The sequence below is a fragment of the Amycolatopsis sp. NPDC051128 genome, assembly GCF_040682715.1.
In the GTDB taxonomy this organism is placed as follows: domain Bacteria; phylum Actinomycetota; class Actinomycetes; order Mycobacteriales; family Pseudonocardiaceae; genus Amycolatopsis.
The window spans coordinates 32,414-57,796 of sequence record NZ_JBFBBN010000042.1 but is presented as its reverse complement, the minus strand read 5'-3'; the positions used below and the strand labels follow the sequence as shown (position 1 = coordinate 57,796).

Genomic DNA, 25,383 nt, shown 5'->3' with positions numbered 1-25,383 from the left:
GAACCGACCCTCCGGGTACGCGAGTCGTCCGTTCCGGTACACCGAACTCGCGTGATCAGAGCCGGAACTCGCGTGATTGAAGGCGGAACTCGGTAGCCCTGCTCCACGGCAGCGCCGCGGACCCGTACTGGTCGAGGTTCTTGGTAGCGATGGGTTCCGTCATGCCTACACGTCGAACGAGCCGGCGGCGGATCGACACGCGGCGAGGGTTTTCGCGCCGCCCGGGTCCTCGTCGCCGGTCGCCGGGACGATCGCCAGTTCGTCGACGCCCGCGGCCGCGTAGTCGCCGATCTTCACGGCGATCTCGTCGCGGGAACCGAGCAGCCCGACCGCGGCGATGGCCTCGACCGGCACCGCTTCCAGGAGCTCGCGCGGGTGCGGGCGGCCGCGCGCGAAGTCGACGAGGTCGCCGAACCCTTCGGCGCGGAACATGTCCGCGTAGCCCGGTGCGGCGAGGTACCCGACGACGCCGCGCCGCAGCTGCTCGATCTCGGCCGGGCCCGGGTCGGCGGCTCCGACCACCCACGCGGCCACCGGCGGTGGCGTGGTGCCCGCCCGCGAAGCCGCTTCCCGCAGGCCGCGGACCAACGTCGCCGCGGCGGCGGGGCTGACCAGGTTGACCACCATCCGGTCGGCGTGCCGCGCGGCGATGTCGAGGGCTCGCGGACCGAACGCGGCGATGGTCAACGGCGACTTCGGGGCCGCCAGCCGCAACCGGTAGCCCCGTGAACCCGCCACCACTCCGTCCACAGTGGACTTCTCGCCCGAGACCAGCTGCCGGACGGCGATCGCGGACTCTTCGAGGGCCGTGGCCGCCCGGTCACGGGAGCGGCCGTGCCAGCCGCGCACCACGACGTCGCTGGACGTCCCCAGGGCGACCCCGGTCGATCGGCCGGTCAGCGCCGCCACCGACGCGACGCCCATGGCGATCATCGCCGGATCCCGCACGGTCACGGCCAGCGGCCCGAAGGTGAGCGAGATCCGCGAGGTCGCCGCGCCGATCGCGGTGCCGAGCGCGAACGCGTCCCACGTCGCCATCTCGCCGATCCACAGCTCCGGGTAGCCGGCCGCCTCGGCGGCGCGCGCGGTTTCCAGTGCCTCCTCCGGCGGGCGGTCCTGCCAGAGGCCCAGCGACACCGAAAGCCTCATGCGGAAGCCCGCACGATCATGGTGACCACCGTGGTGAACGAGCCGCCGACGTTGAGCGTCAACGCCGTGCGCGCGCCCTCCACCTGTGTCTCGCCCGCCGTGCCGGTCACCTGCCGGGCCGCGTCGTGCAGCATGCGGACGCCCGTGGCGCCGACCGGGTGGCCGAGGCCGATCAGACCGCCGCCCGGGTTGATCCCGGCCGCGTCGAGCCCGCCGTCGGCGACGAACCGGCCGCCGTCGCCGGGCGGCGCGGCCCCGAGGTGTTCCAGGGCGACCAGCCCGGTGATCGTGAAGCAGTCGTGCAGCTCGACGACGTCGAGCGCGTCCGGGCCGGCGACCCCCGCCCGCCGGTAGGCGTCGACGACCGCGCCGCGCAGATGCGGGAACAGGTACTCGCCCTCGGTGGCGATCTTCCCGGCGAGGCCGATGTGCGCGGTCCGGTGCCCGAAGCCCGCGATGCGCGGAAAGCCGCCACCGAGCCGTTCGGCGAACGCGGGCGAAGCCAGCAGGACCGCCGCGGCGCCGTCGGTGATCCGGCCGCAGTCCTGCTTGCGCAGGCGGCCCTCGATGACCGGGTTCAGGGCGTCGTCGGGCCCGAACGCGCCGGCCGGGAAGCGCCAGTCGCGGGCCTGGGCCAGCGGATTGCGCGTCGCCCGGGCGAAAGCGTGCTCGGCGAACAGTGCGAGGTGTACGTGCTCGAGGCCGTAGCGCGCGTCGTAGGCGTCGGCGACCTCCGCGAACAGCGCCGGCCACGGAAACTTCGCCTCGACCGCCTCGTGACCGGCCCACGCGGCGGACCCGAGGTGCTCGGCGGCGCGCTGCCCGTCGGTGTTGCGCATCAGCTCGACCCCGACGACCAGCGCCAGGTCGTAGCGGCCCGCCTCGAGGTCGGCGCACGCGGCGAGCACCGCGGTGCTGCCGGACGCGCACGCGGCTTCGTGCCGGGTGCTCGGCACGCCGTCGAGCTCGGGCACCGCGGCCACCAGCACCCCGCCCAGCTGGGCCTGGCCGGTGAACAGCTCCGCCGCGAGGTTCCCGACGTGTGCGACCTCGACGTCTTCGGCGCTCACGCCGGCGTCGGCCAAGGCATCGGGCACGACCTCGGCGAACAGCTCGAGGATCCCGCGCCCTTCCTTCGCGAAGTTACGCGCGAAGTCCGTCTGCGCTCCGCCCAGCACGAACACCGTCATGGCCTCACCCCAGGCTTTCCCGCAGCCGCCGCTTCAGGATCTTCCCCACCGGGTTGCGAGGCAAGGACTCCGCGTACTCGAGCCGTTCCGGCAGCTTGAACGCGGCCACCTGGCGCTCGCGCAGGTACGCGACCAGTTCTTCGAGCGACGGCTTGCGCGCGCCGGGCACGACGACCGCGCACACCCGCTCCCCCATGACCTCGTCGGGCACGCCGACCACCCCGACGTCGGCGACGTCCGGGTGCCCGGCCAGCAGACCCTCGACCTCGGCGGGCGAAATGTTCATCCCGCCGCGGATGACGAGGTCCTTGGCCCGGTCGACGTACCGCAGGAACTCCCCGCGCCGCCCGGCGATCTCGAAGACGTCGCCGGTGCGGAAGTGCCCGTCTTCGTCGAACGCCGACGTGTCCAGGGGCTCCCCCACCGAGGTCAGGTACCCGGCGAACACCGTCGGCCCGGCGATGCGCAGCTCACCGGGGCGCCCGGGTCCGGTCACCTGCTCGCCGGTGACCGGGTCGTGCAGCCGCACCGACGTCCATCCGGCGACCGGGGTCGACCAGGTGACGTCGGAGGCGTAGTTCGGGAAGTAGCTCGCCCGCTGCTCCGGGTCCGGGATGTCCACCGGGCCGGACAGCAGCGCGGTGCCTTCGTTGGAGCCGAAGAAGTTGATGATGTCGATGCCGTGGCGCTCGGCCCAGGTGCGCACCAGCCACGGCGAGAGCGGCGCCGACCCGGACCCGATCTTCCGCAGGGCCGCGATGTCCACTCCGGACAGGATCTTTTCGTTGTGCAGCAACATGGTCAGCAGTGCCGGCGGCGCGAGGGTGTACGTCACGCGCTCGGCCGCGAGCTGGCCCAGGAACACCGGCAGGTCGAACGGGTGGTGCGGGACGAACACGGCGCCGGTCAGCAGCCACGGCAGGAACATCCCGCCGATGCCGGCCATGTTCGTCATCGGGAACGGGGAAAGCAGGACGTCGTCGCGGGTGATCCCCGCGGCTTGGACGCAGCCCGCGGCCGTCGCCAGCCAGTCGCCGTGACAGCGCGGAACGGCTTTCGGCTCGGCTTCGGTACCGGACGTCCAGCAGATCGTCACGCAGTCGTTCACGTCGGTTTCGAGCGTCCCGAGATATTCGTCCAAAGTGGATCGCCCGGCCGCGTCCAGCGGGTCTTCGGGCCAGGCCAGGGCGCCGGCCGGTTCGTCGTCCCCCCTCGCGACGACGAACCGGACCGACAGCGCCGAAGCGCCTATTAGCCCAAGGGCCGCCCCGGCGAGCGGGTGCTCGCCGTATCTGGATGCGGTGATCACCCCGACGGCCCCGGTGCGCCGGCACATCGGAACCATCTCGTGTTCCCGGTAGGACACCGGGAACGGGGTGACGACCGCGCCGATCCGCACGATCGCGAGGAACGCCTGAACCAGGGCCGAGCAGTTCGGCAGCTGCACAGCCACTACGTCGCCTGCTCGCACCCCTCTGGCGAGCAGGAACGCGGCCAGGACGTCGACGCGTTCGTCGAGCCGGCTCCAGGTCCACCGCACCGGGTCGCGTCCGACCAGTGCGGTGGTGTTCGGTGGATCGACCAGCGCGAGCCCCTCCGGGTCGGCACCTACCCGCTCCTTCACGAGCCGGTCGATCGTCTCCGCACTCCACCATCCCCGCGCCCGGAAGTCCCGGGCGCGACCCTCTCGATGGCATCTCATGCGCGGAGAGTGTCCAGCTGGTCCGCCCGGACCCACGTCGCGTGGAAACCGAGCGGGACACGCTGGGGAAGCAGGACCCTGGCCACGGGTCCGGCAGCGAGATCGGCGGCGTCGAAGATGTCCAGTTCCGAGCGTCCCTCGCGCTCGTCCTGCACGAACGTCACCAGATAACCGTCCGCCGAATCGACGGATGCTCCTTCGCGGGGTGCGAACGGAGCCTCACTGCCCCACCGGCCGGGACCGAACCGGTATTCGGTCTTGGAGCCGGCAAGATTGTCGTGGCGCACGAGCCCGTCGAACTTCAGCGTCGACTCGGGCGAGATGTGCACCGTGTAGGAGTACCGGTTCCGCCGTCCGACGCCGCGGGCGTCGACGGTCGGGAACTCGGTGTTGCCGTCGTCGAGCGGCGCCTCGCGGCACCCGCCGGTCCGCAGGTCGAAGCGGTAGCGGTGCAGTGACGCGTCCAGCCGCAGGTAGGACAGCATCTTCGCGAGCGGGGTGTGCGCGTCCGGCCGCGGCGCCGGTTTCTGCACGCGGCAGACGTCGAGGACGACCTCTTCGCCGTCCTCCCAGGCGTTGACGACGTGGTAGATGTAGCACGGGCTCGCTTCGAACCACCGGATCTGGCTACCGTCTCCGTAGCGTGGCAGGACGCCGAAGCGGCTCGGCATCGAGCGGTCGAAGTGCAGCTTGTGGCGGCCCAGCTTCGCCGCTTCCAGGTCCTGGACCAGCGGCAGGTCCATCAGCACCGCGTAGTGCTCGGTGATGGCCATGTCGTGCGGCAGGCGCGGGCCCGGCAGGTCGATCGCCGTGGTGTTCACGACCTTGCCGTCCGCGCTGATCACGCCGTAGCGCAGGTAGGGCGGGCGCGGGCCGTAGTCGAACCAGAACAGCTCACCGGTCGCCTCGTCCACCTTGGGGTGGGCCATCATGTCGCCGACCAGCGTGCCGAGGAAGTCTTCGGCGCCCAGCGTCTCCAGCGAAAGCGGGTCGACCGAGTACGGCGAGCCGCACAGGTACCAGGTGGCGAGGACGCGGCCGCGGTGGAAGATCACGTCGGTGTTGGCGTTGTCCTTGAGCCCGAGGCCGTGCGTGTTGCCGAACGGGTTGTCCTTCGGGTTCTCCATGACGCCGGTCCAGAGCCCCTTGCCCGCCTCGGACTCGGCCTCGAAGGCCTTCGTGCGGATCCAGCGGTTGCGGTATCGGGCCTTGCCGTTCTCCAGGTGGACGGCGTGGATCATGCCGTCGCCGTCGAACCAGTGGTAGCGGCCTTCCGGGGCGAACCGCGGGTTCGGGCCGTTGCGCAGGTAGACGCCGTTGAGGTCCTTCGGGATTTCGCCGATGACCCGCAGGTCTGCGGCGTCGATCTCGGTGCTGACCGGGGCGTAGACGCCCAGCAGGTAGGGGTTGGCCTCGCCGGTGCCCGCCGTCCGGGCCACCATCAGCGGCTGTTCGGAGGTCCTGCTCATCGGGCTGCTCCCTGGGTCTTCGGGCTCACCGCGCTGGCTGATGGGGATGAGACTATGATTTGTGTACCCAGGTGTCAATAGGCTTCTTTTGGTGTAGTCAGGTATACGCTGAGGCCGCACGCAACGAGGGGGAACCGGTGACCGAAGCGACCGCACACCGCATCCGGCCGGCGGGTGATCCGCTCCGGAGAGCACTCGAACTGGTCGGCGACCAGTGGACGCTGCTCATCCTGCAGAGCCTGTTCCTGCGGTTCCGCCGCTACGAGGAACTGCGGCTGCGGCTGGGCATCTCGCCGACCGCGTTGTCCGGGCGGCTGCGGGACATGGTGGACGCGGGCATGCTCACGCGCGTGCCGTACCGGGACGCGCGCCGCACCCGCCACGAGTACCGGCTCACCGAGCGCGGCCTGGAGCTGTGGCCGCTGCTGATCTCGATCTGGGCGTGGGAACGCGAGTGGGTCGATGGCCGCCGCGAGGTGCTGCCGACGCTGATCCACCTCGACTGTGAGCTGGCTACATCAGCACCCCTCGGCTGCGCCGCCTGCGGGCGCCGGGTCGACGCGCGTGACGTCCGCGCCGAACGCCTCGACAGCACCGGCGTCGCCGCCGCGACCGCGTCCAAGCGCTTCCGCCGCAAGGACGCCGAGTCGCTGGCCGGCGACCCGCTGATGTTCTTCCCCGACACGATGGAGCTGCTCGGCGACCGGTGGTCGACCGGCCTGCTGGTGTCGGCGCTGCTCGGCTGCCGGCACTTCTCCGAGTTCGAACGCGAGCTGGGCATCGGGCCGAGCGTGCTGTCGGGCCGGCTGACCAAGCTGGTCGAGGTCGGCGTGCTGCGCACCGGCACGGCGGCCACGCGGACGGACGCGCGCGACTACCGGATGACGGCGAAGGGGCTGGCGTTCTTCCCGGCGCTGGCGTTCATCGCCGAGTGGTCGCGCGGCTTCGAGGTGGTGGGCCAGGAGCCGGACATCACGCTGCACCACGTCGAATGCGGCAACCGGCTGCGGCCGATGCTGCTGTGCGACCACTGCGGCCGCCCGCTGACCCGGAAGTCGGTACAGTTCGGCGGCGTGCCGTCGCCCAAACGCTGACAACGTGAGCAAATCGACTCGCCAAGCGCTCCGGCCGATGCCAGGCTGGAGCAGTCACACGTCGTCATCTTCGGAGGTAAGAATGAGTGAACCGGATTCGTCGCCCAGCGGCGAGGAGGACGACGTCAAACGCAAGTTCCGGGAAGCGCTGGAGCGCAAGCAGGCCCACGCGCGGTCCGGTGCGTCCCACGAGAACGCCGGTGGCAAGAACCAGCACGCCCACGGCCCCGCGGCGAACAAGCGGACGTTCCGCCGCAAGAGCGGCTGAGGATCGACTCTCGAAGGCCACCGTCAGGGCACTGCCCTGACGGTGGCCTTCAGAGCGTTCACGGTACGAACGAACCCAGGTGGTCCAGCACCACGAACTCGCTGCCCGGGCTCGCCGCGGCGACCGCTTTGCGGAGGATTTCCAGGCCACCGTTGGGGTCCTTCGCCTGTCCCAGCGGCAGGTCGAAGTCGTCCCAGTGCGTGGCGGCCACGTACCGCGGGTGGCCGAGCGTGCGCAGCAGCCGCGGCACGTACTGCGTCACCTTGGTTCCGCCGGGCGGCAGCAGCACCACGTCCGGGCGGAGCCCCGCCAGCTCCGACTCGATGTAGTTCGACCCGCCGAAGTCCAGGACGCTCGCCCCGCCGCCGGTCACCTGGTAAGCCAGCGTGCCCCCCTCGACCAGGTCTTCGATGACGCACGGCCGGTCGCGGCGGGACAGCGGCCGCGAGCCGGGGAACGCCACCTGCGCCCGGTCGCCGGTCGCCGAGTGCAGCGACCGGAGGATCCGGATCGAGTAGCCGTCGAACGTCAGGTCCTCCCCGCCGCTCGCGACCGCCAGCTGATCTTCCGGCGCCCCCAGCGCCGCCATGAGACTCAAATGCGTCTCGGTGCCGAACACCGTCGCTCCGGTGCGTTTGGCCAGGTAGGGGACGTCGGTGAGGTGGTCGTAGTGGCCGTGGGTGACGAGGATGTGGTCCGCCCGCAAACCTCGGTCGAGGTACCCGTCGATCAACGCGCGGTTCACCGAGAGCGGCGTGCGCGGGTCCGCGCCCGCCGGGGTGTACGTCCCCGTCTTGAACCTCGTCAGCCACGGGTCGATGAGGATCGTCTTCGTCCCCACGCGGATCTCCCAGCTGTTGTTTCCCCACCACCGCAACGTCATCCCCGATGCCTCCCGGGCGGCTGCCACCGGAGCGCCCGCCAGGATGGCCGCGGCCGCGGCGCTCGCCCCGAAGAGCCCCCGTCTGCTGAATCCGTTGTTCATACCGGGCACCAGACCACGAACCGCGCGGCGCTGTCCAAGATCGAGACGTCGGCATGTCGATACGCGAGCGGCTATCGTCGCTGCGTGGACCACCTCCGTTCGCTCCGGTACTTCCTCGTCGTCGCCGAAGAACTGCACTTCGGGCGCGCCGCCGACCGGCTCGGCATCGCGCAGCCGCCGTTGAGCCAGCGCGTCAAGCGGCTCGAAGCCGAGCTGGGCGCGAAGCTGTTCGACCGCGGCCGCCGCGTCACGCTGACCGAAGCCGGCGAAGTGCTCCGCGCCGAAGCGCGGGACCTGCTCGCCCGCTGGGACCGGATGACGGCACTGGTCGCGAAGGCCGACCGCGGCGAGCTGGACGCGCTGCGCGCGGGCGTGCCACCGGAGCTGCCCGGCCGGGTGCTCGCCGCGCTGCTGACGAGGTTCGCGGAGCAGCACCCTGCCGTCCGGCTCGACCTGCAGGAGCTGACCACCGCCGAACAGGCGCGGCTGCTCGCCGGCCGCGAACTGGACGCGGGTCTGCTGCAGTTGCCGGTGGACGTCGTCGGGCTCGACCTCGGCCCGGCCGTCGATACTCCGCTCGGCGTCGTCCTCCCCCGCGACTCGCCGCTCGCCCGCCGGGCGTCGCCGGCGCTGGCCGACCTCGCGGGCGAAGGACTGGTTCATTCCCCGCGCGCCGCCGCGCCCGGAAGCTACGACGCGCTGCTGCGCACGTGCTGGGACCACGGCTTCCGGCCGGCGTCCATCCGCCACGCCCGCAACCCCGAGTTCGTGCTCGGCCTGGTCCTGGCCGGTCACGGCGTCGCGTTCGAACCCCGCGCCCGCAAGGAACCCCGGGTGGTCTGGCGGCCGCTCGCGGACGACGTCCTGCGGTCGCGGATGGCGTTCGCGTGGCCGTCGTCGAGCCCGCACCCCCAGGCCGCGAAGCTGGCGGAGATCGCGGCGGAGGTGCTCCGCGACGACGGGGTGTCGCGGCTCGTGCCGCCGGACCCGGGTGGGGCGCGGCCGTGGGACGTCTTCTACGAGCGCAGCTGATCGACCGCCGCGCGGGCCGCCTCCCCGATCGCGCGGTCGATGTCCGGCCGCCTCAGCGTTTCCGCGCCGCCGACCGTGAACACCGCGACCGCGTACGACGTCCCATCGGGGTAGCTCGCGACGCCGATTTCGTTGCGGATCCCGGGCATCGTGCCCGTCTTGCCCGCCACCGCCACCTCCGGCGGGAACGCCGCGGTCAGCCGGTGCCAGCTGACCTGGGCCGCCATCAGCTCCCGCACCTGGGCGCACGCCGCGGCGCCGACCTCGTCGAGCCAGATCGCCGACAGCAACCGGGTCATTTCGCGCGGCGTACTCGCGGAAGTCCGCACCGGATCGAAGGCCCGGAGCGGCCGCCCGGCCTCGTCGTCCTCGATGATCGTGCGCAGCAGGTCCCGCGGCGCGCCGATCACCGTCGTGCGCGTCAGGCCCAGCTCGGCCAGCAGGGACCGCACGTTCTCGACGCCGACGCGGTCGAACAGCAGGTCCGCGGCCGTGTTGTCGGACACCGAAAGGGCCAGCAGCGCCGCGTCCCGCAGGCTGTACTCGGCGTCGTCGGCGAACCCCGCCGAACCGCTGCCGCCGAGGCGGTCGGCGGCCGTGGCCCGCACCCGGTCCGCCGGGTCGAGCAGGCCGTCGGCGACCTGCCGGGCGAACTCCAGCACCAGCGGCACCTTCACCACCGACGCCAGCACGACGAGCGAGTCGGCGTCGACACCGACGGAAGCCTCGGAATCGAGACGGCGGGCGTGCAGGAAGCCCCGCACACCCGCCGCCGCGAAGATCTCTTCGGGACTCACCCGGTCATGATGGACCGCAGCCGCCCGACCTCCGCCATCCGCCGCTCGGCGAGCCGGTCGGCCGCCGTCGCCGGCGGCACGCCGTCGGCCTCGGCCAGCGCGAACACGGCCTTTGTGGTGTCGTAGATGGCTGTCGTCTTCCGCTTCGCGCGGTCGAAGTCGAAGCCGTGGCGCTCGTCGTCGACCTGGATCACGCCCCCGGCGTTCACCAGGTAGTCCGGCGCGAACAGGACGCCGCGGTCGGCGAGCTGCTTGTCGATGCCCGCGTGCGCGAGCTGGTTGTTCGCCGCGCCGCAGACGATCCGGGCGCCGAGCACCGGCACGGTCTCGTCGTTCAAGACGCCACCCAGAGCACAGGGCGCGAAGACGTCCAGCTCGGTGCGCAGCAGGGTGTCCACATCGGACACGACCTGGACGGTCGGGTACGCCGACCGGGTCCGCTCGATGGCGGGCGACCAGACGTCGGTGATCGTCACCCGCGCGCCGGCCTCGACGAGATGCCCGACGAGGATGTGCCCGACCTTGCCGACACCGGCCACGCCGACGCGCCTGCCGGCCAGGTCCGGGCTGCCCCAGACGTGTTCGGCCGACGCGCGCATGCCCTGGAAGACGCCGAACGCGGTGAGCACGGACGAGTCGCCGGCCCCGCCGTCCTCGGGCGAGCGGCCGGTGACGTACCGGCATTCGCGGGCCACGACGTCCATGTCCCGCACGAACGTGCCCACGTCGCACGCCGTGATGTAGCGGCCGCCCAGGGACTGCACGAAGCGTCCGTACGCGCGCAGCAGCGCTTCGGACTTGAGCGTCTTCGGGTCGCCGATGATGACGGCCTTGCCGCCGCCGAGGTCGAGCCCGGCCAGCGCGTTCTTGTACGCCATGCCCTTGGACAGCGCGAGCACGTCGTCGAGCGCGTCCGCTTCGGTGGCGTAGGGATGGAAGCGCGTCCCGCCCAGTGCGGGACCGAGCGCGGTGGAGTAGATGCCGATGATCGCCTTCAGGCCACTGGCCTGGTCGTGGCAGTACACGACTTGTTCGTGCCCGGTGCCCCGGGCGAACACTCCTTCGGTCACGGTGGTGACTCCTTTGTCTCCCGCGCCCGGTTCGTGGCCGGGACGCGCTTCGGGGTGGTCGGGACCCGGCGTGCGGAGGTCGTCCGCCCGGTGGGTGCCCGGCACCAACCTAGTGGCGTGGCTCAGCCACGCACAACGCGGCCGAGCGCGCTCATCGCCGTCTCCAGCTGGGTGTCGGAGAGGTATGGCGCCGGGCCGAACCGCAGGTAGGAGCCCCGGCTGTCGGTGCGGACGCCGTCGGCGGCCAGCGCCGCCTGAAGCCCGGCGGCGTCGGCGCACCGCAGGGAGAGGAACCCGCCGAGCCGGCCGAGCGGCGTCTCGCGGTCGCGGGTGACGACGTCCTCGGGCAGACCGAGCTTGTCGAACACCGACGCGAGCAGGCCGACCTGGTGCTGCGAAACCTCGCGCAGGAACTCCGGGGTGAGCCCCTGCTCGACGAAGAACCGCTGGACGCGAACGCCGCGGTAGTGGCTGGCCGGGTCGTACGTGGCGCCGGCGAACCGGTCGCCGCCGGTGGCGTAGGCGACCTTGCCGGGGTCGCGTTCGTCGGCGAGCGCGCCGAACTCGGCGTACCAGCCGGTGATCACCGGCCGCAGCTCCTGGGCGTGCGCGGGCAGCCGCAGGAAGCAGTTGCCCTCGCCCAGCTGGAGGTACTTGTAACCGCCGCCGAGCACCCAGGCGTTGGTGAGCCCGAGGTCGTGCAGCGCGAACGGCACGGCGCCGAGCGCGTGGTAGGCGTCGACGAGGAGCTCGATCGAGCGGTCGCGGCAGACGTCGGCGAGGTGCGCGAGCCCGGGCACGAGCCTCGACGTCTCGAACAGCACGGCCGACACCAGCACCGCGGCGGTGTCGCCGTCGACCTCGCCGGCGACGCGCTCGGCGAGCGTGGTCACCGGATCGAGCGGCACCCGCACGACCTCGACGCCCTCCTCTTCGAGGCGGGCGAGCTGACGGCGCAGCGTGTGGAACTCGCCGTCGGTGGTGACGAGCCGTGGCCTCCGCGGCAGCTCCATCGCCGACAGGAAGCGGAGCACCAGGTCGTGCGTGCTCGCGCCGAGCGCGTACTCCCCGTGCGGGTCGCCGAGCAGCAGGCGGAAGCCCGCGCGCAGCTCACCGGCCTTCGCGAACGCGCGCTCCCACTTGGCGTCTACGTCACGCGCGGCGTCGGCGAAGGACTCCAGCAGCCCCTCCTCCGCGACGTCCGGCCACGCCTGGTGCGAGTGCCCGGACAGCAGCAGCCGCTCCCGGACCGCGAAGCGCGAGTAGTGCGGGGCGAGCGCGTTGTCGTCCGCGCGCAGATCGTCCAAGGTGGTCACAGTCGGCTCCGTACTGCCCAGAGATCCGGGAACATCGGCTGGAAAAGCGTGGTACGCAGGTAGGTCGCGCCGGATGATCCTCCCGTCCCGGTCTTGTCGCCGATGGTGCGTTCGACCATCTTCACGTGCCGGTAGCGCCACTCCTGCATCCCTTCGTCGAGATCGACCAGACATTCCGCGACGACCGACGGTCCGCCGTCGTCGCTGTACACGTCCAGCAATATCGCCTGCAGGGCCGGGGACGGCTCCACCGGTCGAGTGACGTCTCGCTCACAGTCGACCGCGTAGCCAGAAGCCTTGAGGTACGCGAGAAAAGAGTCGAACAACGACGGCCGCGCCATCGCTTCGGAGATGCGTTTCCGCTGCTCGCCGCCTTCGGGATAATGCGCGAACACCCGCTCGTCACGACGCCCGAGCACGGCTTCCAGCTCGCGGAACTGGGCCGACTGGAAGCCGCTCGAAGCGTCCAAACGGGCGCGGAAACTCGTGAACTGGCTGGGCGTCATGGTTTCCAGCACGTCGATCTGCGCGACGGCCACCTTCAGGATCGTCAGGATGCGGCGCAGGACGCGGATCGAGTGCGCGGTGTTGCCCTCGGTCAGGTTCTCCTGGAGAAACGCGGCCTCGTGCAGGATCTGCTTGAACCACAGCTCGTACACCTGGTGGATCACGATGAACAACAGCTCGTCGTGCTCGTCGGACCGGGTGCGCTGGGCGTTGAGCACTTCGTCCAGCGCGAGGTACGAGGTGTAGCTCAGCGCCTCCTGGGTCGCTTGGCTGGTTTCGTTCATCCTTGGGTCACCTCGTCGAAATGGCGCTGCGCCGGACCGGCGAGCGCGGTGTACAGATCGTGGAACAACTCGACGGCGGCCGCCCGGTGGTCCGGCGCGGGCACCAGGTCGGCGGGCAGTTCGGGGTCGAGCGACGGGAACGCGCGGAAGGTGTGCACCAGCCGGGTGCGGACCTCGAACGCCTCGGCGTCCGCCAGGTTCCGTCCCGCGCACCCGCCGAACTGGTCGACGAACGCGGTGTACCGCGCGGCCAGGTCGTCGAGGTCCCAGGCCCGGCCGGCGAACCGGCGGACGTCCAAGGCGGCCGACGGCCGGCCGAGCAGCAGCCCGGCGTGCTCGGTGACGTCGAGTTCACCGAGCAGCGCGACGACTTCGGCTTCGCGGTCGTGCGGGGCGATCCACGTGCCGTCCTGGTACGGCCCGAACCCGAGGAACCGCAGCCGCCGCACCAGGCGTTCCCTGGCCTGACGACGGCTCTCCGGGATGCTCTGCCACAGCACGGTCCACTCGCCGGCCACGCGCTCGCGGCGGCCGAGGGAGAAGATCCGGTGGTCGCCGTCGGCGAGCAGCGCGACGGTGCGCCGGGTCAGCGAGTAGTGCACGGTGCGGCCTTCGCGGTGCCGCGCGAGGAGGCCGCGGCGCACCAGGCGGGTCAGCGCGATCCGGGCCGCGCCGTCGGAGAAGCCCAGCTCGGCGAGCACCGCGACCAGGCCACCCGACCACACCCGGCGGCTGTCGCGCGGGTGGACGTAGCTGCCCAGCAACGTCACGACCAGCTCTTGAGGGCTGGCTTCGAAGGCGGCGGCAGGCATGCCGGCAACTCTATACACCTCAGGCCGCTGCGGTGTAGCTTGATTTGCGTGACGTACTTCGCGGACCTCAGCTCGCGGCAGGTCGCTGCGTTGGCTTCGGCTGATCGCGTCCCGGTGCTGCTGCTCCCGCTGGGCGCGATCGAGCCGCACGGCCCGCACGCGCCGCTGGGCACGGACCCGCTGATCTCGCGCGGGATGTGCGAGCGCGCGGCCGACCGGCTGGCCGCCGACGAGGACGTCCACGTGCTGGTCCTGCCCGAGGTGCAATACGGCGTGACGCGGTTCGCGGCCGGGTTCGCCGGCGGCATCCACATCGGCGAGGAGACACTGCACTCGCTGCTCGTCGACATCGGAGCGTCGCTCATCGGCCAGCGCCTGCGCCGGATCCTGCTGGTCAACAACCACTTCGAACCCGCGCACCTGGTGACGCTGCGGCGAGCGGCGGAGACGCTGAACTTCGCCTACGACGGGCGCGTCACCCTGCTCGACCTGGTCCGGCGGCGGCACGCGCGGCGGCTGACCGAGGAGTTCCGGTCCGGTGAGTGTCACGCCGGGCGCTACGAGACGTCGCTGGTGCTGGCCGACCGGCCCGAACTGGTCGACCAGCCGCTGATGCGGACGCTGCCGCACGTTCCGGTCAGTCTCGCTTCGGCGCCGTCCGACGGAGGTTTCCTGGCGATGGGGATGACCGACGCGTACTGCGGCGCCCCGGCCGAGGCGACCGCGGAAGAGGGCGAGACGACGTTCTCGACGTTGACCGACCTGCTGGTGGAAGCGATCCGGGAGCTGGCCCGTGAGTGAGCCGTTCAACCTCGCCACGCACTTCCTCGACCGGCACGTGGCCGAGGGCCGCGGCGACCGGACCGCGCTGCTCGCCGGGGACCGCGCGGTCAGCTACGCGGCGCTGGCGCGGCTGGCCAACCGGATCGGGAACGTGTTTCTCGACGCCGGTGTCCGAAAAGGACAGCGAGTGCTGCTGGCGTTGAGCGACGGCGACGAGTTCGTCGCGGCCTGGTACGGCGCGCAGAAGATCGGCGCGGTGACGGCCGAGGTCTACCCGTTCCTGCAGCCCAAGGACTACGCGTACTACCTCGGCTACACCGAGGCCGTCGCGGTGCTCGCGGACGCCGTCACGCTCCCCGCGCTGCGCTCGGCGGGGGCGCGGAACCTGCTGGTCACCGGGGTACCGGCCGATGAGCTGCTGCCGGGCGAGCGTCCCTTCCGGACACTGGTCGACGCGGCGCCGGACTCGCTGGAGGCCGCGCCGACGACGCTCGACGACGTCGGCATCTGGAAGTTCACCACCGGCAGCACCGGCGCGCCCAAGGCGTGCGTGCATCCGTTGCGCAGTCCGCTCGAGAGCTTCGAGCGGTACGCCGCCGGAGTGCTCGGCCTGCGGGAGGACGACCGGGTCCTCGCCGTGCCCAAGCTGTTCTTCGGGTACGCGCGCGACCTGGTGGCGCTGTTCCCGTTCGGCGTCGGCGCGGCCGGGATCGTGTTCCCCGAGCGCAGCACGGCGGACCTGATCTTCGAGCTGATCGCCCGGTACCGGCCGACCGTGCTGGTCAACGTGCCGACCATGATGAGCGCGATGGTCGCGCACCCCGCCGCGGCGGAACAGGACCTGAGCTGCCTGCGCATGACGACGTCCGCGGGTGAGGCGCTGCCCTCCGAGTTGCACCGGAAGTGGGACGCGACCTTCGGCGTGCCGGTGGTGGACGGGATCGGCTCGTCCGAGGCGTACCACATCTACCTCTCGAACCGGCCGGGCGCCGCGCGCGTCGGCACGCTCGGCACCGAGGTGCCCGGCTACACCGCGCAGGTCGTCGACGAGCTGGGGAACCCGTTGCCGGACGGCGAAATCGGCCCGCTGCGCGTGACCGGGCCGACCATCGCGCTGGAGTACTTCGGCGACCCGGAGAAGTCGGCGCGGACGTTCGACGGCGACACGCTGACGTCGAGCGACCTGTTCAGCCGTTCCGGGGGTTTCTTCCGCCACCACGGCCGGGCCGACGCGCTGCTGAAAGTCGGCGGCGTGTTCGTCGCGCCCGGCGAGATCGAGGACTGCCTGCTCGGCCACCCGGACGTCACCGACTGCGCGGTGGTCGGCCACGAGGTCGGCGGCCTGGTCGTCCCCCGCGCGTACGTCGTGGTGCGGGCTTCGGTATCCGCGGAAGAGCTGAAAGAGCACGCGAAAGCCCATCTGGCCAAGCACAAGTACCCTCGCGAAGTGGTGTTCATGACGGAACTTCCCCGTACCGCCAACGGCAAGCTCGACCGCCGCGCGCTGGCGGACCGCCCGTGAGCCGCCTGGTCGTCGTCACCGGCGGCACCCGCGGCATCGGCGCGGCGATCACGGCCCGGTTCCGCGCGGCCGGCGACACGGTGCTCGCGCCGGGCCGGGCCGACTGCGACGTCACCGACGAGGACGCTGTCACGGCGTTCTTCGCCGATGCGGGTCCGGTGGACGTGCTGGTCAACAACGCCGGGATCTCTTCCAGCGCACCGGTTTCGCGCACTTCGCTGGACGACTGGCGTGCGCAGATCGAGGTCAACGCGACCGGCGCGTTCCTCTGCACCCGCGCGGTGCTGGACGGAATGCGCTCGCGAGACAGCGGCCGGATCGTCACGGTGGCGTCGACGGCGTCGCACGTCGGATACCGCTACACGGCGGGGTACACCGCGTCGAAGCACGCGGCCGTCGGGCTGATGCGGGCGGTCGCGGCGGAACTGGCCGGCACCGGCGTCACGGCGAACGCGGTGTGCCCGGCGTTCGTGCGCACCGACATGACGGCGACCTCGGTGGCCCGCATCGCCTCGCGGACGGGACGTGACTCCGCTTCGGCGGAATCGGCGCTGGCGGCGGCGTCCCCGCTGGGCAGGCTGCTGGAGCCTTCGGAGGTGGCGTTCGCTGTCTCCTTTTTGGCGGCACCCGAAGCCGCCGCGATCAACGGCCAGACCCTCGTACTCGACGGCGGAGGAATCCAGTCATGAGCCCGTTCCGCGCGACCGCACCGCTGACGAAGGAGTGGGAGCACTTCGAGTTCACCGTGGCCGACGGCGTCGCCACGGTCACCCTCGACCGGCCCGAGAAGCTGAACGCGCTGACCTTCGACGTCTACGCGGACCTGCGGGACCTGATCATCGAGCTGCCCCAGCACGAGGACGTCCGGGTCCTGGTGATCACCGGGCGGGGCCGCGGGTTCTGCTCCGGCGGCGACGTCGAAGAGATCATCGGCGAGCTGCGGAAGTTCGAGACGGCGGAGCTGCTGGAGTTCACGCGCATGACGGGCGCGGTGGTGAAGGCGCTGCGCGAATGCCCGCTGCCGGTGATCGCGGCGGTCAACGGAGTGGCCGCGGGAGCGGGCTCGGTGATCGCGCTGGCGAGCGACTTCCGGCTGCTGGCGGAGTCGGCGAAGTTCGCGTTCCTGTTCACGAAGGTCGGCCTGGCGGGGGCGGACATGGGCTCGGCTTATCTCTTGCCTCGCCTGGTGGGCCTCGGCCGGGCGACGGAGCTGCTCATCCTGGGAGACAAGGTCACGGCGGAGCGCGCCGCGGAAATCGGGTTGGCCACGCAGGTGGTCCCCGACTCGGAACTGCCGGCGGCCGCTTCGGCTTTGGCACGACGTCTCGCGGACGGCCCGGCGCTGGCGTACGCGACGACGAAGGTGCTGCTGACGCGTGAGCTGGACATGGACCTGGGCAGCGCGATCGAGCTGGAGGCGATCACGCAGGCATTGCTGATGACGACCAAGGACCACAAGGAGTTCTACGCGGCCTGGTCCGCCGGTCGGGATCCGCGCTGGACGGGTCGCTGAGCCAAGCGCCCCAATGTGGCATTGGTTGCGTCCAGCGCACCCAATGTGGCGTTCGGTGCGTCCAGCGCACCCAACGCCACATTGGGGCGCATGAGAGCCAGCGTCAGCGGGTCGTCACCGCGATCGCCGACTCCTCCAGCGAGCCGAAGTACAGCTTCCCCCGCCACTCCCGGACCCCCACCAGCATGTGGAACCCGGGAATCTCCCCGCGCAGCTCGCGTTCCACCGTGCCGTCCGCCGCGACGCCGAGGACCCCGACCTCACGACCCGGCCGAGGCTGCAACTTCGTCGGCAGCTTGCGCACGCCCGCCCGTAGCGGCGCCGGCAGGCGACGCACGACGTCCAAGGCCGGCACGCGAGGCGACGCCTGGGTGATCCAGATCAGCCCGTCCGAGCCGGTCGAGATGTTGTCCGGGAAGCCCCCCAAGCCGTCGACGAAGACGTCCGAACGGCCGTCGTCCAGCCACACCCGGGAAACGCGGCACGCACCGGTTTCCGCCACCGCCACGAACGACTCGTCCGGGGCGAGCGCGACGCCGTTCGCGAACTGGAGGCCGGCCAGGAGCAGGTCGATCGAGCCGTCCGGAGAGCGGCGCAGCAGCCGCCCGCCCGCCGTCTGCTCGATCAGGTCGTCGCGCCAGTTGTCGATGCCGAAGCGGCGGGAGGAGTCCGTGAAGTAGATCGTGCCGTCGGACGCCACCGCCGCGTTGTTGCAGAACACGAAGTCCAGTCCCTGTGCCGACGTCGCCAAGGTCGAAACCCCGCCGCCGGCCAGCGGCACGACCAGCAGCCCCGCCCGCGCGTCGCAGATCAGCAGCTCGGCTTCGCCGTACAGCTCCAGCCCGAGCGGGCGGCCGCCCGTGTCGGCGATGACGTCGATGCGCTGTCCGTCCGGCGACAGGCGCAGGATCCGGCCGTCGTCGACGCCGGTGTAGATCCGGCCCTCGGCGTCGACGACGACGTCCTCCGGGCCGTGGCCGTTCACCGGGTACAGCGTGACCTCGCCGAACCGCATCGGGTGCCTCCTAGCGATAGGTGAGCAACGAAGCCGCGTCCGCCTCGAAGTGCGGATGCTCGTTGAAGGACAGCAGGGTGACGCCGCCGCGGCCGGACACCAGTTTCGTGATCCCGCCGTTGACCGTGACGCGGTTGAGCTTGAGCAGCCCGGCTTCGGGCGCTCCCATCAAGAGCCCGCAGATCGTGGCGATCACGCCGCCGGAGGTGAACACGACCGCGTGCTCCCCCTTGCCCAGCGACGCCACCAGGTCCGCGAGCGCGTCCCGGCACCGCGCGCGGAACGCGGGCCAGGTCTCGGCGCACGGCCCGGAAGCGCCGGCCGACGTCCACGCGGTCAGCGCGGCATCCAGCAGTCCCTGGTAGGCGCGGGAATCCTCCTGCGGCGCCCCGCCGGCGTGGTGCAGTGCGATGTCGACGTGGTCGTACTCGTTCCACCGCGGGTCCTCGACCACCGGGACGTCGCTGCCGAGCACCTTCAAGGCCGTGGCCGCGGTGTCCCGCTGGCGCGCCAGCGTTCCGGACCGGACCTGGCCGAAGACCACCCCACGCCGCAGCAGTTCCGCACCGACCACAGTGGACTGTTCGAAGCCGCGCGGAGAAAGCGCGTCGTAGTCCGCCGCCCCGAACGACGCCTGCCCGTGCCGGATCAGGTAGATCGCGCCCACTAACCATTCCCCTTCGCGATGATCTCCCGGCAGCGCCGGTCCAGGTAGCCGACGAACTGCCAGAAGTCCTTGAACGCCGGGTTGCGGGTGGCGCCCTCGCGGTACCGGCGGTACAGCTGCTGCAGCACCGCGGCGAGCCGGAACAGGCCGTAGACCTCGTAGAACCGCCAGTCGCCCACGGAAAGCCCGGTCCGTTCCAGGTACCTAGCGACGAACTCCTCGCGCGTGAACATGCCGGGCAGGTGCGTCGGCTGCCGCCGGCTGGCCTGCATGACGTCGTCGTCGCCGGCCTGCACCCAGTAGGCCAGCATGCTGCCCAGCTCCATCAGCGGGTCGCCGAGCGTGGCCATTTCCCAGTCGAGCACGCCGACGATGTTCAGCGTGCCCGGACCGTCGAGCACCAGGTTGTCGAGCCGGTAGTCGTTGTGGATCAGGCAGATCTTCACCTCGCCGGGCCGGTTCGCAGCCAGCCACGAGCGCACCTCGGCGAAGTCGCCGACATTGTCCGTGCGGGCCGCGACGTACCGGTCCGACCAGCCGCGGATCTGCCGCTCGACGTAGCCCGCGCCCTTGCCGAGGTCGGCCAGCCCGGCCGTTCCGACGTCGACGGCGTGCAGGTCGACCAGCCGGTCGACGACCTTGCCGGACAGCTCGCGCGCCCGCTCCGCGGTCAGCTCCAGACCGGCGGGCAGGTTGCCGCGCAGGATCAGGCCGTCGAGCTTCTCCATGACGTAGAAGTCGCCGCCGAGCACGCCCGGGTCGTCCCCGAACGCCAGCATCCGCGGCACGTACGGGAACACCGGCTTCAGCGCGTGCTGCACGCGGTACTCGCGCCGCATGTCGTGCGCCGACGCGGCCTTGTGCCCGGCCGGCGGGCGGCGCAGGATCAGCTCGCGGTCCGGGTAGGTCAGCAGGTACGTCAGGTTCGACGCGCCGCCGGGGAACTGCCGGACGCGCGGTGGCTCAGGCCCGAGGCCCTCGACCTTCGCGGCCAGCCATTCGTGCACCGCGACGGCGTCGAAGGCGTCCTCCGCGCGGACCTCGACGGTCGTGTCGGCGCTGCCGGTGGTCACAGGACCCTCCGCAGCACCGAAGCCGGCACCACGCGCATCGCGAGGCTCAGCGGCACCCACGGCCACGCCGGGACGTAGGCCCGCGCCGGCTCCGCCTCGATCGCCTTGGCCAGCGCCTTGGCGCCGCGCTCGGCCTTGGCCAGCAACGGGTTCCGGCCGATCCGGTCGTTCATCTCGGACTCGATGTAGCCGGGCCGGACGTCGGTGACCGCGATGCCCTTGCGCTTCAACTCGATGCGGGTGCCGTCGACGAACGCCGAGATCCCGGCCTTCGAAGCGGCGTACGCGGTGAGGGTGCCCGGCAGGCCGCGGATCGCGCTGAACGACGAGATCACCGCCAGGTGCCCGGCGCCCTGCGCGCGGAAGATCCCGGCGGCGGCCTCGATCTGGGCGGCGGCCGCGACGAAGTTGACCTCGATGGTCTGGCGGTTGGCGTCGAACCGGCCCTTGCCGACCGGCTGCCCCTTCCCGAGCCCGGCGTTCACGATCACCCGGTCGAGGGAACCGAGCTCGGCGCGGAACTCCTCGAAGACGGCGAACACGCGGTCGTGGTCGGTGACGTCGAGCGTGCGCGTGACGACCTTGATCCCGGGATGCGTGGCCGTGAGCTCGGCGGCCAGCTTCTCCAGCCGCTCGGTGCGTCGCGCGCACAGCGCCAGGTCGCGCCCCTTCGCCGCGAACTGGCGGGCCATGCCTTCGCCCAGCCCGCTGCTGGCACCCGTGATCAGGATGTTCTTCCGGAGGACCATGCCCGGAAAACTACAGCCTCCGTTGAGGGTGGTGGTGGGGAGGAAGGCGGAGCCGTTGGTAATAAGACCGGTGGCCCGGCGCTGGGGGCGTCGCCGGGCCACCGGTCATCGCGCGGCCACACCGGCCGGTCGCACAACGCGGCCGGGGTGAACCGGAGCCGGAACCGTTTTCACGGCCGGTTCGCCGCACCCGGGGGGCCGTGAGGGGGGAGGCGGAGCCACCGGTGCGGGCAAGTCATACAAGCGCGTCCGCCCAGGCCGGGGCAATGGTTCACAGTTGCCAGTACTAGCCCGTTCGCCCGAGCGGCCGAGCCTCGCCGGGCGACGACGGCCCCGGCGAAGAGGGGCGCGGGTGGTCCGGTGAATCCTGCTAACGTGCTTCGTGTCGGGGAGCGTCGGGGGACGGCACGGGGCGGGTCGGTTTCAACAATGGCGAGCAGCACGGCGGGCGACGGCCACGACTGCGGGCGCACCGCGTTCGCCACCCAGCTGCGCGCGGCCATCGCCACCAGCGGGCTGTCGCTCGACCGGATCCAGGCCCGGCTGCGGGCCCGCGGCGTCGTCGTCAGCGTCACCGCGCTCAGCTACTGGCAGTCCGGCAAACGCCAGCCGGAGCGGCAGAGCTCGCTCTCGGCCGTCCACACGCTCGAAGAAATCCTCGACGTCCCCGCCGGGGCCCTGCTGGGACTGCTGCCCCCGCCCCGGCCGCGCGGCGGCGCCGGGAAGCGCCAGGCCGGTGGCGAGCCCATGTCGTTCCCGCGGGAGGTGCTGCAGCCCCTGCTGGACAAGGTCGGCGCCCCGAACGCGCTCGAGCGCCAGCACCCGCTGAAGCTGGTCGGGCTGCACGACCTGTGCGAGATCGCCGCCGACGGCGGCCAGCGCGCGGTGACCGCGCGGGCGGTGTTCCAGGCGGCCGCGGACGGCCAGGACCGCTGGCTGCTGGTGTACACCCAGGACGACCCGGCGGCCGGCGCGCCGGAGCTGCACGCCGTGCGCAACTGCCGGATCGGCCGCGCCGAGGTCGACGAGGCACACGGACTCATCGTCGCCGAACTGCTCTTCGATCAGCCGATCAACCGGGGCGAGACACACCTGATCGAGTACACGCTGACCAACAGCGGGCCGCCGTACCCGGAGTGCCGCAACACCCACTACCGCGAGTTCCGCCGCCCGGTGCCGGAGTACCTCCTCGAGGTCCGCTTCGCGCCGGGCACCGCGCCGGACCGGTGCTGGCAGTACTCCCGCAACGGCTCGACCGGCATGCTCACCCGGCGCCCCCTCAAGCTCGACGGCGCCGACGGCGTGCACGCGGTGGCACTGGACTTCGGCCCCGGCGTCTTCGGCATCGACTGGGACTGAGGCGCTGCGCTGACCGAGTGAAGCTCGTTTCCGCACTTCACGGGCTAGGTAATATAAGACCTATGCCGAGGATGACACTGCAGACCGGGCTGATCCTCGATGAGCTGGTCAAGAGCCCCGCGGAGCCCAGGTACGGGCTGGACCTGATGCACGCCGTCGGCCTGAAATCCGGCACGGTCTACCAGATCCTGGCGCGCCTGGAGAAAGCCGGGTGGTTGACGAGCGAGTGGGAAGACCCGGCCGTCCACGAGGCGGAAGGGCGCCCGCGACGGCGGATGTACCGCCTCACCCCGGAAGGCGCCGAGCAGGCACGGCGCGTGGTGTCCCAGCCCGGCTACCGGCACCAGAGTGTCCGCGCCCGCCGGCTGCTGACCGAAGGCGGGTTCTGACATGACGATGCCCGATCCTCTTGCCGCGGCCGTATCGTCCTATCTGCCGGCCGAAGATGTGCGCTTCCTCGAACAGGCTTACCGGTTCGCCGCCGAAAGCCACCAAGGGCAGGTGCGCAAGAGCGGCGACCCGTACATCACGCACCCCGTCGCCGTCGCCACGATCCTGGCCGAGCAGCGCTGCGGCAAAGACCTTGTCGGTGCGGGGCTCCTGCACGACACCGCGGGCCCGGTCCCCGAGCGGTTCGGCGCCCCGATCGCCGATCTCGTCGCCGGCCTGGTCCGGCTGGAAGACAGCCACGACATCGAGTCGGCGTCCGACGGAGTCCTTCGGCTCAAGCTGGCCGACCGGCTCCACAACCTGCGCACCATCGCCCACGTGCTCCCGGCCAGGCAACGCGCCAAATCCGCCGAGACACTGCGGATACTGGTCCCCGTGGCCGAACGGCTCGACCTCACCGACGTCAGCCGGGAACTGTCGGCACTGGCGTCCGGAGTTCTGCGTCGCACTCCCCGGGTGCTGGCCGCCGCGGCGATTCTGCTGCCCAAGTCCGTGCGTTCCCGGTGGGTCGCCGAGTGGACGGGCGAACTCGCCGCGTTGCCCACCCGGCGCGGCCGAGCGGGTTTCGTGGCCGGCCTGACCATCGCGATGCCCGGTCTGGCTCGGACGCTCAGGAGAACCGAACGGTCCGGCGGGAATTACGTCCTCTCCGCGGGCGCGATCGCCGCGACCTTCCTCAACACCGGCCTCACCTGGCCGGCCGCGGTCGTCGCCGTGGCCGCCCTCGCGGGGCTCGCGGCCGTGCTCTTCGCCGGCGACGGTACCGCCGCGAAGCGCCTCCGCGCCCTGATCGAAGCTTGGCGCCGTCGCTGACTCGCCTCACGACAGCTTGGTGCGCAATACCTTCCCGGTCGCGTTGCGGGGCAGCTCGTCCAGGAACTCGACGTCGCGCGGCACCTTGTAGCGCGCCAGGTTCGCCTTGACGTAGTCGCGGACGCCCTCGACGTCGAGGCCGGAGCCCTCGGCCCGCACCACGAACGCCTTGAGCCGCTGCCCGAACTCCGGGTCGTCGACCCCGATCACCGCCGCTTCGATCACGTCTTCGCGCTCGACCAAAAGGTTCTCCACCTCGATCGGGAAAACGTTCTCGCCGCCGGAGACGATCATTTCGTCGTCGCGGCCGTCGATGAACAACAGGCCGTCGGCGTCGAAGTGGCCGACGTCGCCGCTGGAGAGCAGGCCGTCGATGACCTCCTTGTGGCGGCCGTCGGTGTAGCCGCCGAAGCTGAGGCCGCTGCCGACGAACACCCGGCCGGTCACCTCGGGCTCGGTGATCTTCCGGCCTTTTTCGTCGTACAGCGCCACCTTGCAGCCGACCGGCGCGCGGCCTACCGTGCCGGGGGCCTTCGCCCAGTCCTCCGGCGTCGCGACCGTCGCCACCGCGACCTCGGTCGAGCCGTAAAGGTTGTGCACGACCGGGCCGAAGGCCTCGTTCGCCCGGTTGCCGAGGTCCGGCGACAGCGCCGAGCCGGCGACGAAGATGATCCGCAACGACGACGTGTCGTACTTCTCGCGGACGTCCTTCGGCAGGTCGACGATGCGCTGCAGCATGGTCGGCACCAGCACGAGGGCCGTGCACCGGTGTTCGGCGACGCCGCGCAGCGCCTCCTCGGGGTTGAACTTGCGCCGCATCACGACCTTCGAGCCGAGCGCGAAGGACAGGATGAACTGCGACAGGCCGGTGCCGTGGAACAGCGGCGCACCCATGTAGGTGGCCTCGTTCGACCGCAGCGGGATCCGGTCGAGGAACTGCGCCGACGCCAGCGCCGAGGTGTGCGGCCGCGGCGCGCCCTTCGGCGTGCCGGTGGTCCCGCTGGTCAGCAGCACGAAGCCACCCGGCTTGGCCGGCGCGGGCCACGGCCGGTCGTCGGTGCTGGCGATGATCTCGTCGAGCACCGGGACGGTCCGGCCGGTCAGGTCGCTGCCGGGCTCGACCCACGCGAGGTAGCGGTCCACGCCGTCCGGGATGGCGTCGAGCAGGCCGGTGAACTCCTGGTCGTACACCAGCGCGGTGACGCCCTCGCGCTTCGCGACGTCGGTCAGCTGCGGCTTCGCGAAGCCGGTGTTCATCAGCAGCAGTCGGACGCCGAGCTTGCCCGCCGCGGCCATCGTGAGCACCAGGCCGCGGTGGTCGCGGCACAGCGCGGCGACGACCTGGCCAGGCCGGATCCCGCGCTCCGACCACGCCCTGGCCAGGGCGTTCGACTGGTCGTCCAGCTGCTTGTAGGTGAGCGGGCCGAGTTCGTCGACGATGCCGACGGCGGTCGGGTCGCGGCGCGCGGAGATGTGGTTGGCGCCGGCGAACGGGCCGAACTTCCGGAGCGCGACGAGCGAGCGGACACCCTCGTCCACCCGGGGGAAGGGCACGAGGCCCGCCCGCCGCATCACGTCGACACTGCGCGCCGTCTCGGCCACCTTGTCCGCCACCTGCGTTGCGAGCGCGACCAAGCTCATCCGGGCACCTCCGTTGCTGCGGGACGAGAACCCATGCCGACGGCGGGCGTACCGGCGGTATGGGGCTACTGGAGAGTAAACCAAGCGGACCCCGACCACGCCAGACGTGCGCCCGGTGCTTTT

The 25,383-nt window shown here is 71.5% G+C and carries 25 protein-coding genes; 10 read left to right on the top strand and 15 right to left on the bottom strand.

Annotation, left to right across the window (positions count from 1 at the left end; translation table 11 throughout):
• Positions 1 to 165 precede the first annotated feature (165 nt).
• Genes AB0M82_RS33320 through AB0M82_RS33305 form a run of 4 tightly spaced genes read right to left on the bottom strand, consistent with a single transcriptional unit; the run spans position 166 to position 5,510 of the window.
• Positions 166 to 1,149 (bottom strand): LLM class F420-dependent oxidoreductase, encoded by a 984-nt coding sequence (locus AB0M82_RS33320; protein ID WP_364730526.1) that lies wholly within the window; start codon positions 1,147 to 1,149, stop codon positions 166 to 168.
• The gene (locus AB0M82_RS33315; RefSeq protein ID WP_364730523.1) at positions 1,146 to 2,339 is read right to left on the bottom strand and encodes an acetyl-CoA acetyltransferase; all 1,194 of its coding nucleotides are present in this window, start codon (positions 2,337 to 2,339) and stop codon (positions 1,146 to 1,148) included. The genes AB0M82_RS33320 and AB0M82_RS33315 overlap by 4 nt, the downstream gene beginning before the upstream one ends.
• Before the next feature lie 4 nt (positions 2,340 to 2,343).
• Positions 2,344 to 4,041 carry a class I adenylate-forming enzyme family protein gene (locus AB0M82_RS33310; RefSeq protein WP_364730520.1) on the bottom strand — a complete coding sequence of 566 codons (1,698 nt, stop codon included), beginning with the start codon at positions 4,039 to 4,041 and terminating at the stop codon, positions 2,344 to 2,346.
• A complete protein-coding gene (locus tag AB0M82_RS33305; protein ID WP_364730518.1) occupies positions 4,038 to 5,510 on the bottom strand; it encodes a carotenoid oxygenase family protein in 1,473 nt (490 codons plus the stop codon). Before AB0M82_RS33305 ends, AB0M82_RS33310 begins: the two co-directional genes overlap by 4 nt.
• 137 nt (positions 5,511 to 5,647) lie before the next feature.
• Here AB0M82_RS33305 and AB0M82_RS33300 point away from each other — a divergent pair, with 137 nt between their 5' ends.
• Both AB0M82_RS33300 and AB0M82_RS33295 read left to right on the top strand, forming a co-directional pair.
• Positions 5,648 to 6,604: a winged helix-turn-helix transcriptional regulator gene (locus tag AB0M82_RS33300; RefSeq protein WP_364730516.1), complete on the top strand. Its 957-nt coding sequence runs from the start codon at positions 5,648 to 5,650 to the stop codon at positions 6,602 to 6,604.
• Between the two features lie 82 nt (positions 6,605 to 6,686).
• Positions 6,687 to 6,872 carry a DUF5302 domain-containing protein gene (locus AB0M82_RS33295; RefSeq protein ID WP_364730513.1) on the top strand — a complete coding sequence of 62 codons (186 nt, stop codon included), beginning with the start codon at positions 6,687 to 6,689 and terminating at the stop codon, positions 6,870 to 6,872.
• Positions 6,873 to 6,930: 58 nt separating this feature from the next.
• Here AB0M82_RS33295 and AB0M82_RS33290 read toward each other — a convergent pair whose 3' ends face one another.
• Positions 6,931 to 7,857, bottom strand: a complete 927-nt coding sequence (locus AB0M82_RS33290; RefSeq protein WP_364730510.1) for an MBL fold metallo-hydrolase — start codon at positions 7,855 to 7,857, stop codon at positions 6,931 to 6,933.
• A gap of 84 nt (positions 7,858 to 7,941) precedes the next feature.
• Between AB0M82_RS33290 and AB0M82_RS33285 the strand changes: the two genes are divergently transcribed.
• Entirely contained in the window at positions 7,942 to 8,889 is a 948-nt protein-coding gene (locus AB0M82_RS33285; RefSeq protein ID WP_364730507.1) for a LysR substrate-binding domain-containing protein, read from the top strand.
• Here the strand turns inward: AB0M82_RS33285 and AB0M82_RS33280 are convergent.
• The 5 genes from AB0M82_RS33280 to AB0M82_RS33260 all read right to left on the bottom strand — a co-directional run bounded on the left by AB0M82_RS33280 (position 8,874) and on the right by AB0M82_RS33260 (position 13,675).
• Positions 8,874 to 9,686, bottom strand: coding sequence for a serine hydrolase (locus AB0M82_RS33280; protein ID WP_364730505.1), 813 nt, complete (start codon positions 9,684 to 9,686; stop codon positions 8,874 to 8,876). The two genes, AB0M82_RS33285 and AB0M82_RS33280, sit on opposite strands and share 16 nt — an antisense overlap.
• Complete coding sequence (locus tag AB0M82_RS33275; protein ID WP_364730502.1) at positions 9,683 to 10,756, bottom strand: Glu/Leu/Phe/Val dehydrogenase dimerization domain-containing protein; 1,074 nt, start codon at positions 10,754 to 10,756, stop codon at positions 9,683 to 9,685. Before AB0M82_RS33275 ends, AB0M82_RS33280 begins: the two co-directional genes overlap by 4 nt.
• A 122-nt stretch (positions 10,757 to 10,878) precedes the next feature.
• A complete protein-coding gene (locus tag AB0M82_RS33270; RefSeq protein WP_364730499.1) occupies positions 10,879 to 12,072 on the bottom strand; it encodes a kynureninase in 1,194 nt (397 codons plus the stop codon).
• Complete coding sequence (locus AB0M82_RS33265) at positions 12,069 to 12,863, bottom strand: tryptophan 2,3-dioxygenase family protein (RefSeq protein WP_364730496.1); 795 nt, start codon at positions 12,861 to 12,863, stop codon at positions 12,069 to 12,071. Before AB0M82_RS33265 ends, AB0M82_RS33270 begins: the two co-directional genes overlap by 4 nt.
• On the bottom strand, positions 12,860 to 13,675 hold the full coding sequence (locus AB0M82_RS33260) for a PaaX family transcriptional regulator C-terminal domain-containing protein (RefSeq protein ID WP_364730493.1): 816 nt from the start codon (positions 13,673 to 13,675) through the stop codon (positions 12,860 to 12,862). The genes AB0M82_RS33265 and AB0M82_RS33260 overlap by 4 nt, the downstream gene beginning before the upstream one ends.
• Positions 13,676 to 13,723: 48 nt before the next feature.
• Here AB0M82_RS33260 and AB0M82_RS33255 point away from each other — a divergent pair, with 48 nt between their 5' ends.
• Genes AB0M82_RS33255 through AB0M82_RS33240 form a run of 4 tightly spaced genes read left to right on the top strand, consistent with a single transcriptional unit; the run spans position 13,724 to position 17,493 of the window.
• On the top strand, positions 13,724 to 14,476 hold the full coding sequence (locus tag AB0M82_RS33255) for a creatininase family protein (RefSeq protein WP_364730490.1): 753 nt from the start codon (positions 13,724 to 13,726) through the stop codon (positions 14,474 to 14,476).
• A complete protein-coding gene (locus AB0M82_RS33250; protein WP_364730489.1) occupies positions 14,469 to 15,980 on the top strand; it encodes a benzoate-CoA ligase family protein in 1,512 nt (503 codons plus the stop codon). The genes AB0M82_RS33255 and AB0M82_RS33250 overlap by 8 nt, the downstream gene beginning before the upstream one ends.
• The gene (locus AB0M82_RS33245; RefSeq protein ID WP_364730486.1) at positions 15,977 to 16,669 is read left to right on the top strand and encodes an SDR family oxidoreductase; all 693 of its coding nucleotides are present in this window, start codon (positions 15,977 to 15,979) and stop codon (positions 16,667 to 16,669) included. The genes AB0M82_RS33250 and AB0M82_RS33245 overlap by 4 nt, the downstream gene beginning before the upstream one ends.
• Positions 16,666 to 17,493 (top strand): enoyl-CoA hydratase family protein, encoded by an 828-nt coding sequence (locus tag AB0M82_RS33240; RefSeq protein ID WP_364730483.1) that lies wholly within the window; start codon positions 16,666 to 16,668, stop codon positions 17,491 to 17,493. Before AB0M82_RS33245 ends, AB0M82_RS33240 begins: the two co-directional genes overlap by 4 nt.
• A 103-nt stretch (positions 17,494 to 17,596) precedes the next feature.
• On the opposite strand, the gene AB0M82_RS33235 is transcribed toward AB0M82_RS33240, so the two are convergent.
• From AB0M82_RS33235 to AB0M82_RS33220, 4 genes are read right to left on the bottom strand one after another with little or no spacing between them, the layout of a single operon-like run.
• Entirely contained in the window at positions 17,597 to 18,508 is a 912-nt protein-coding gene (locus AB0M82_RS33235; protein WP_364730480.1) for an SMP-30/gluconolactonase/LRE family protein, read from the bottom strand.
• 10 nt (positions 18,509 to 18,518) lie between these two features.
• Positions 18,519 to 19,175 carry a histidine phosphatase family protein gene (locus tag AB0M82_RS33230; protein WP_364730477.1) on the bottom strand — a complete coding sequence of 219 codons (657 nt, stop codon included), beginning with the start codon at positions 19,173 to 19,175 and terminating at the stop codon, positions 18,519 to 18,521.
• The gene (locus AB0M82_RS33225) at positions 19,175 to 20,248 is read right to left on the bottom strand and encodes a phosphotransferase family protein (protein WP_364730474.1); all 1,074 of its coding nucleotides are present in this window, start codon (positions 20,246 to 20,248) and stop codon (positions 19,175 to 19,177) included. The genes AB0M82_RS33230 and AB0M82_RS33225 overlap by 1 nt, the downstream gene beginning before the upstream one ends.
• On the bottom strand, positions 20,245 to 20,997 hold the full coding sequence (locus tag AB0M82_RS33220) for an SDR family oxidoreductase (RefSeq protein ID WP_364730471.1): 753 nt from the start codon (positions 20,995 to 20,997) through the stop codon (positions 20,245 to 20,247). Before AB0M82_RS33220 ends, AB0M82_RS33225 begins: the two co-directional genes overlap by 4 nt.
• Before the next feature lie 429 nt (positions 20,998 to 21,426).
• Here AB0M82_RS33220 and AB0M82_RS33215 point away from each other — a divergent pair, with 429 nt between their 5' ends.
• From AB0M82_RS33215 to AB0M82_RS33205, 3 genes are all read left to right on the top strand, one after another.
• A complete protein-coding gene (locus AB0M82_RS33215; RefSeq protein ID WP_364730469.1) occupies positions 21,427 to 22,356 on the top strand; it encodes a hypothetical protein in 930 nt (309 codons plus the stop codon).
• 62 nt (positions 22,357 to 22,418) lie between these two features.
• Positions 22,419 to 22,745: a helix-turn-helix transcriptional regulator gene (locus tag AB0M82_RS33210; protein ID WP_364730466.1), complete on the top strand. Its 327-nt coding sequence runs from the start codon at positions 22,419 to 22,421 to the stop codon at positions 22,743 to 22,745.
• Position 22,746: 1 nt separating this feature from the next.
• Positions 22,747 to 23,619 (top strand): HD domain-containing protein, encoded by an 873-nt coding sequence (locus tag AB0M82_RS33205; RefSeq protein WP_364730464.1) that lies wholly within the window; start codon positions 22,747 to 22,749, stop codon positions 23,617 to 23,619.
• Positions 23,620 to 23,625: 6 nt separating this feature from the next.
• On the opposite strand, the gene AB0M82_RS33200 is transcribed toward AB0M82_RS33205, so the two are convergent.
• A complete protein-coding gene (locus tag AB0M82_RS33200) occupies positions 23,626 to 25,260 on the bottom strand; it encodes an acyl-CoA synthetase (RefSeq protein WP_364730462.1) in 1,635 nt (544 codons plus the stop codon).
• Between the last annotated feature and the right edge of the window lie 123 nt (positions 25,261 to 25,383).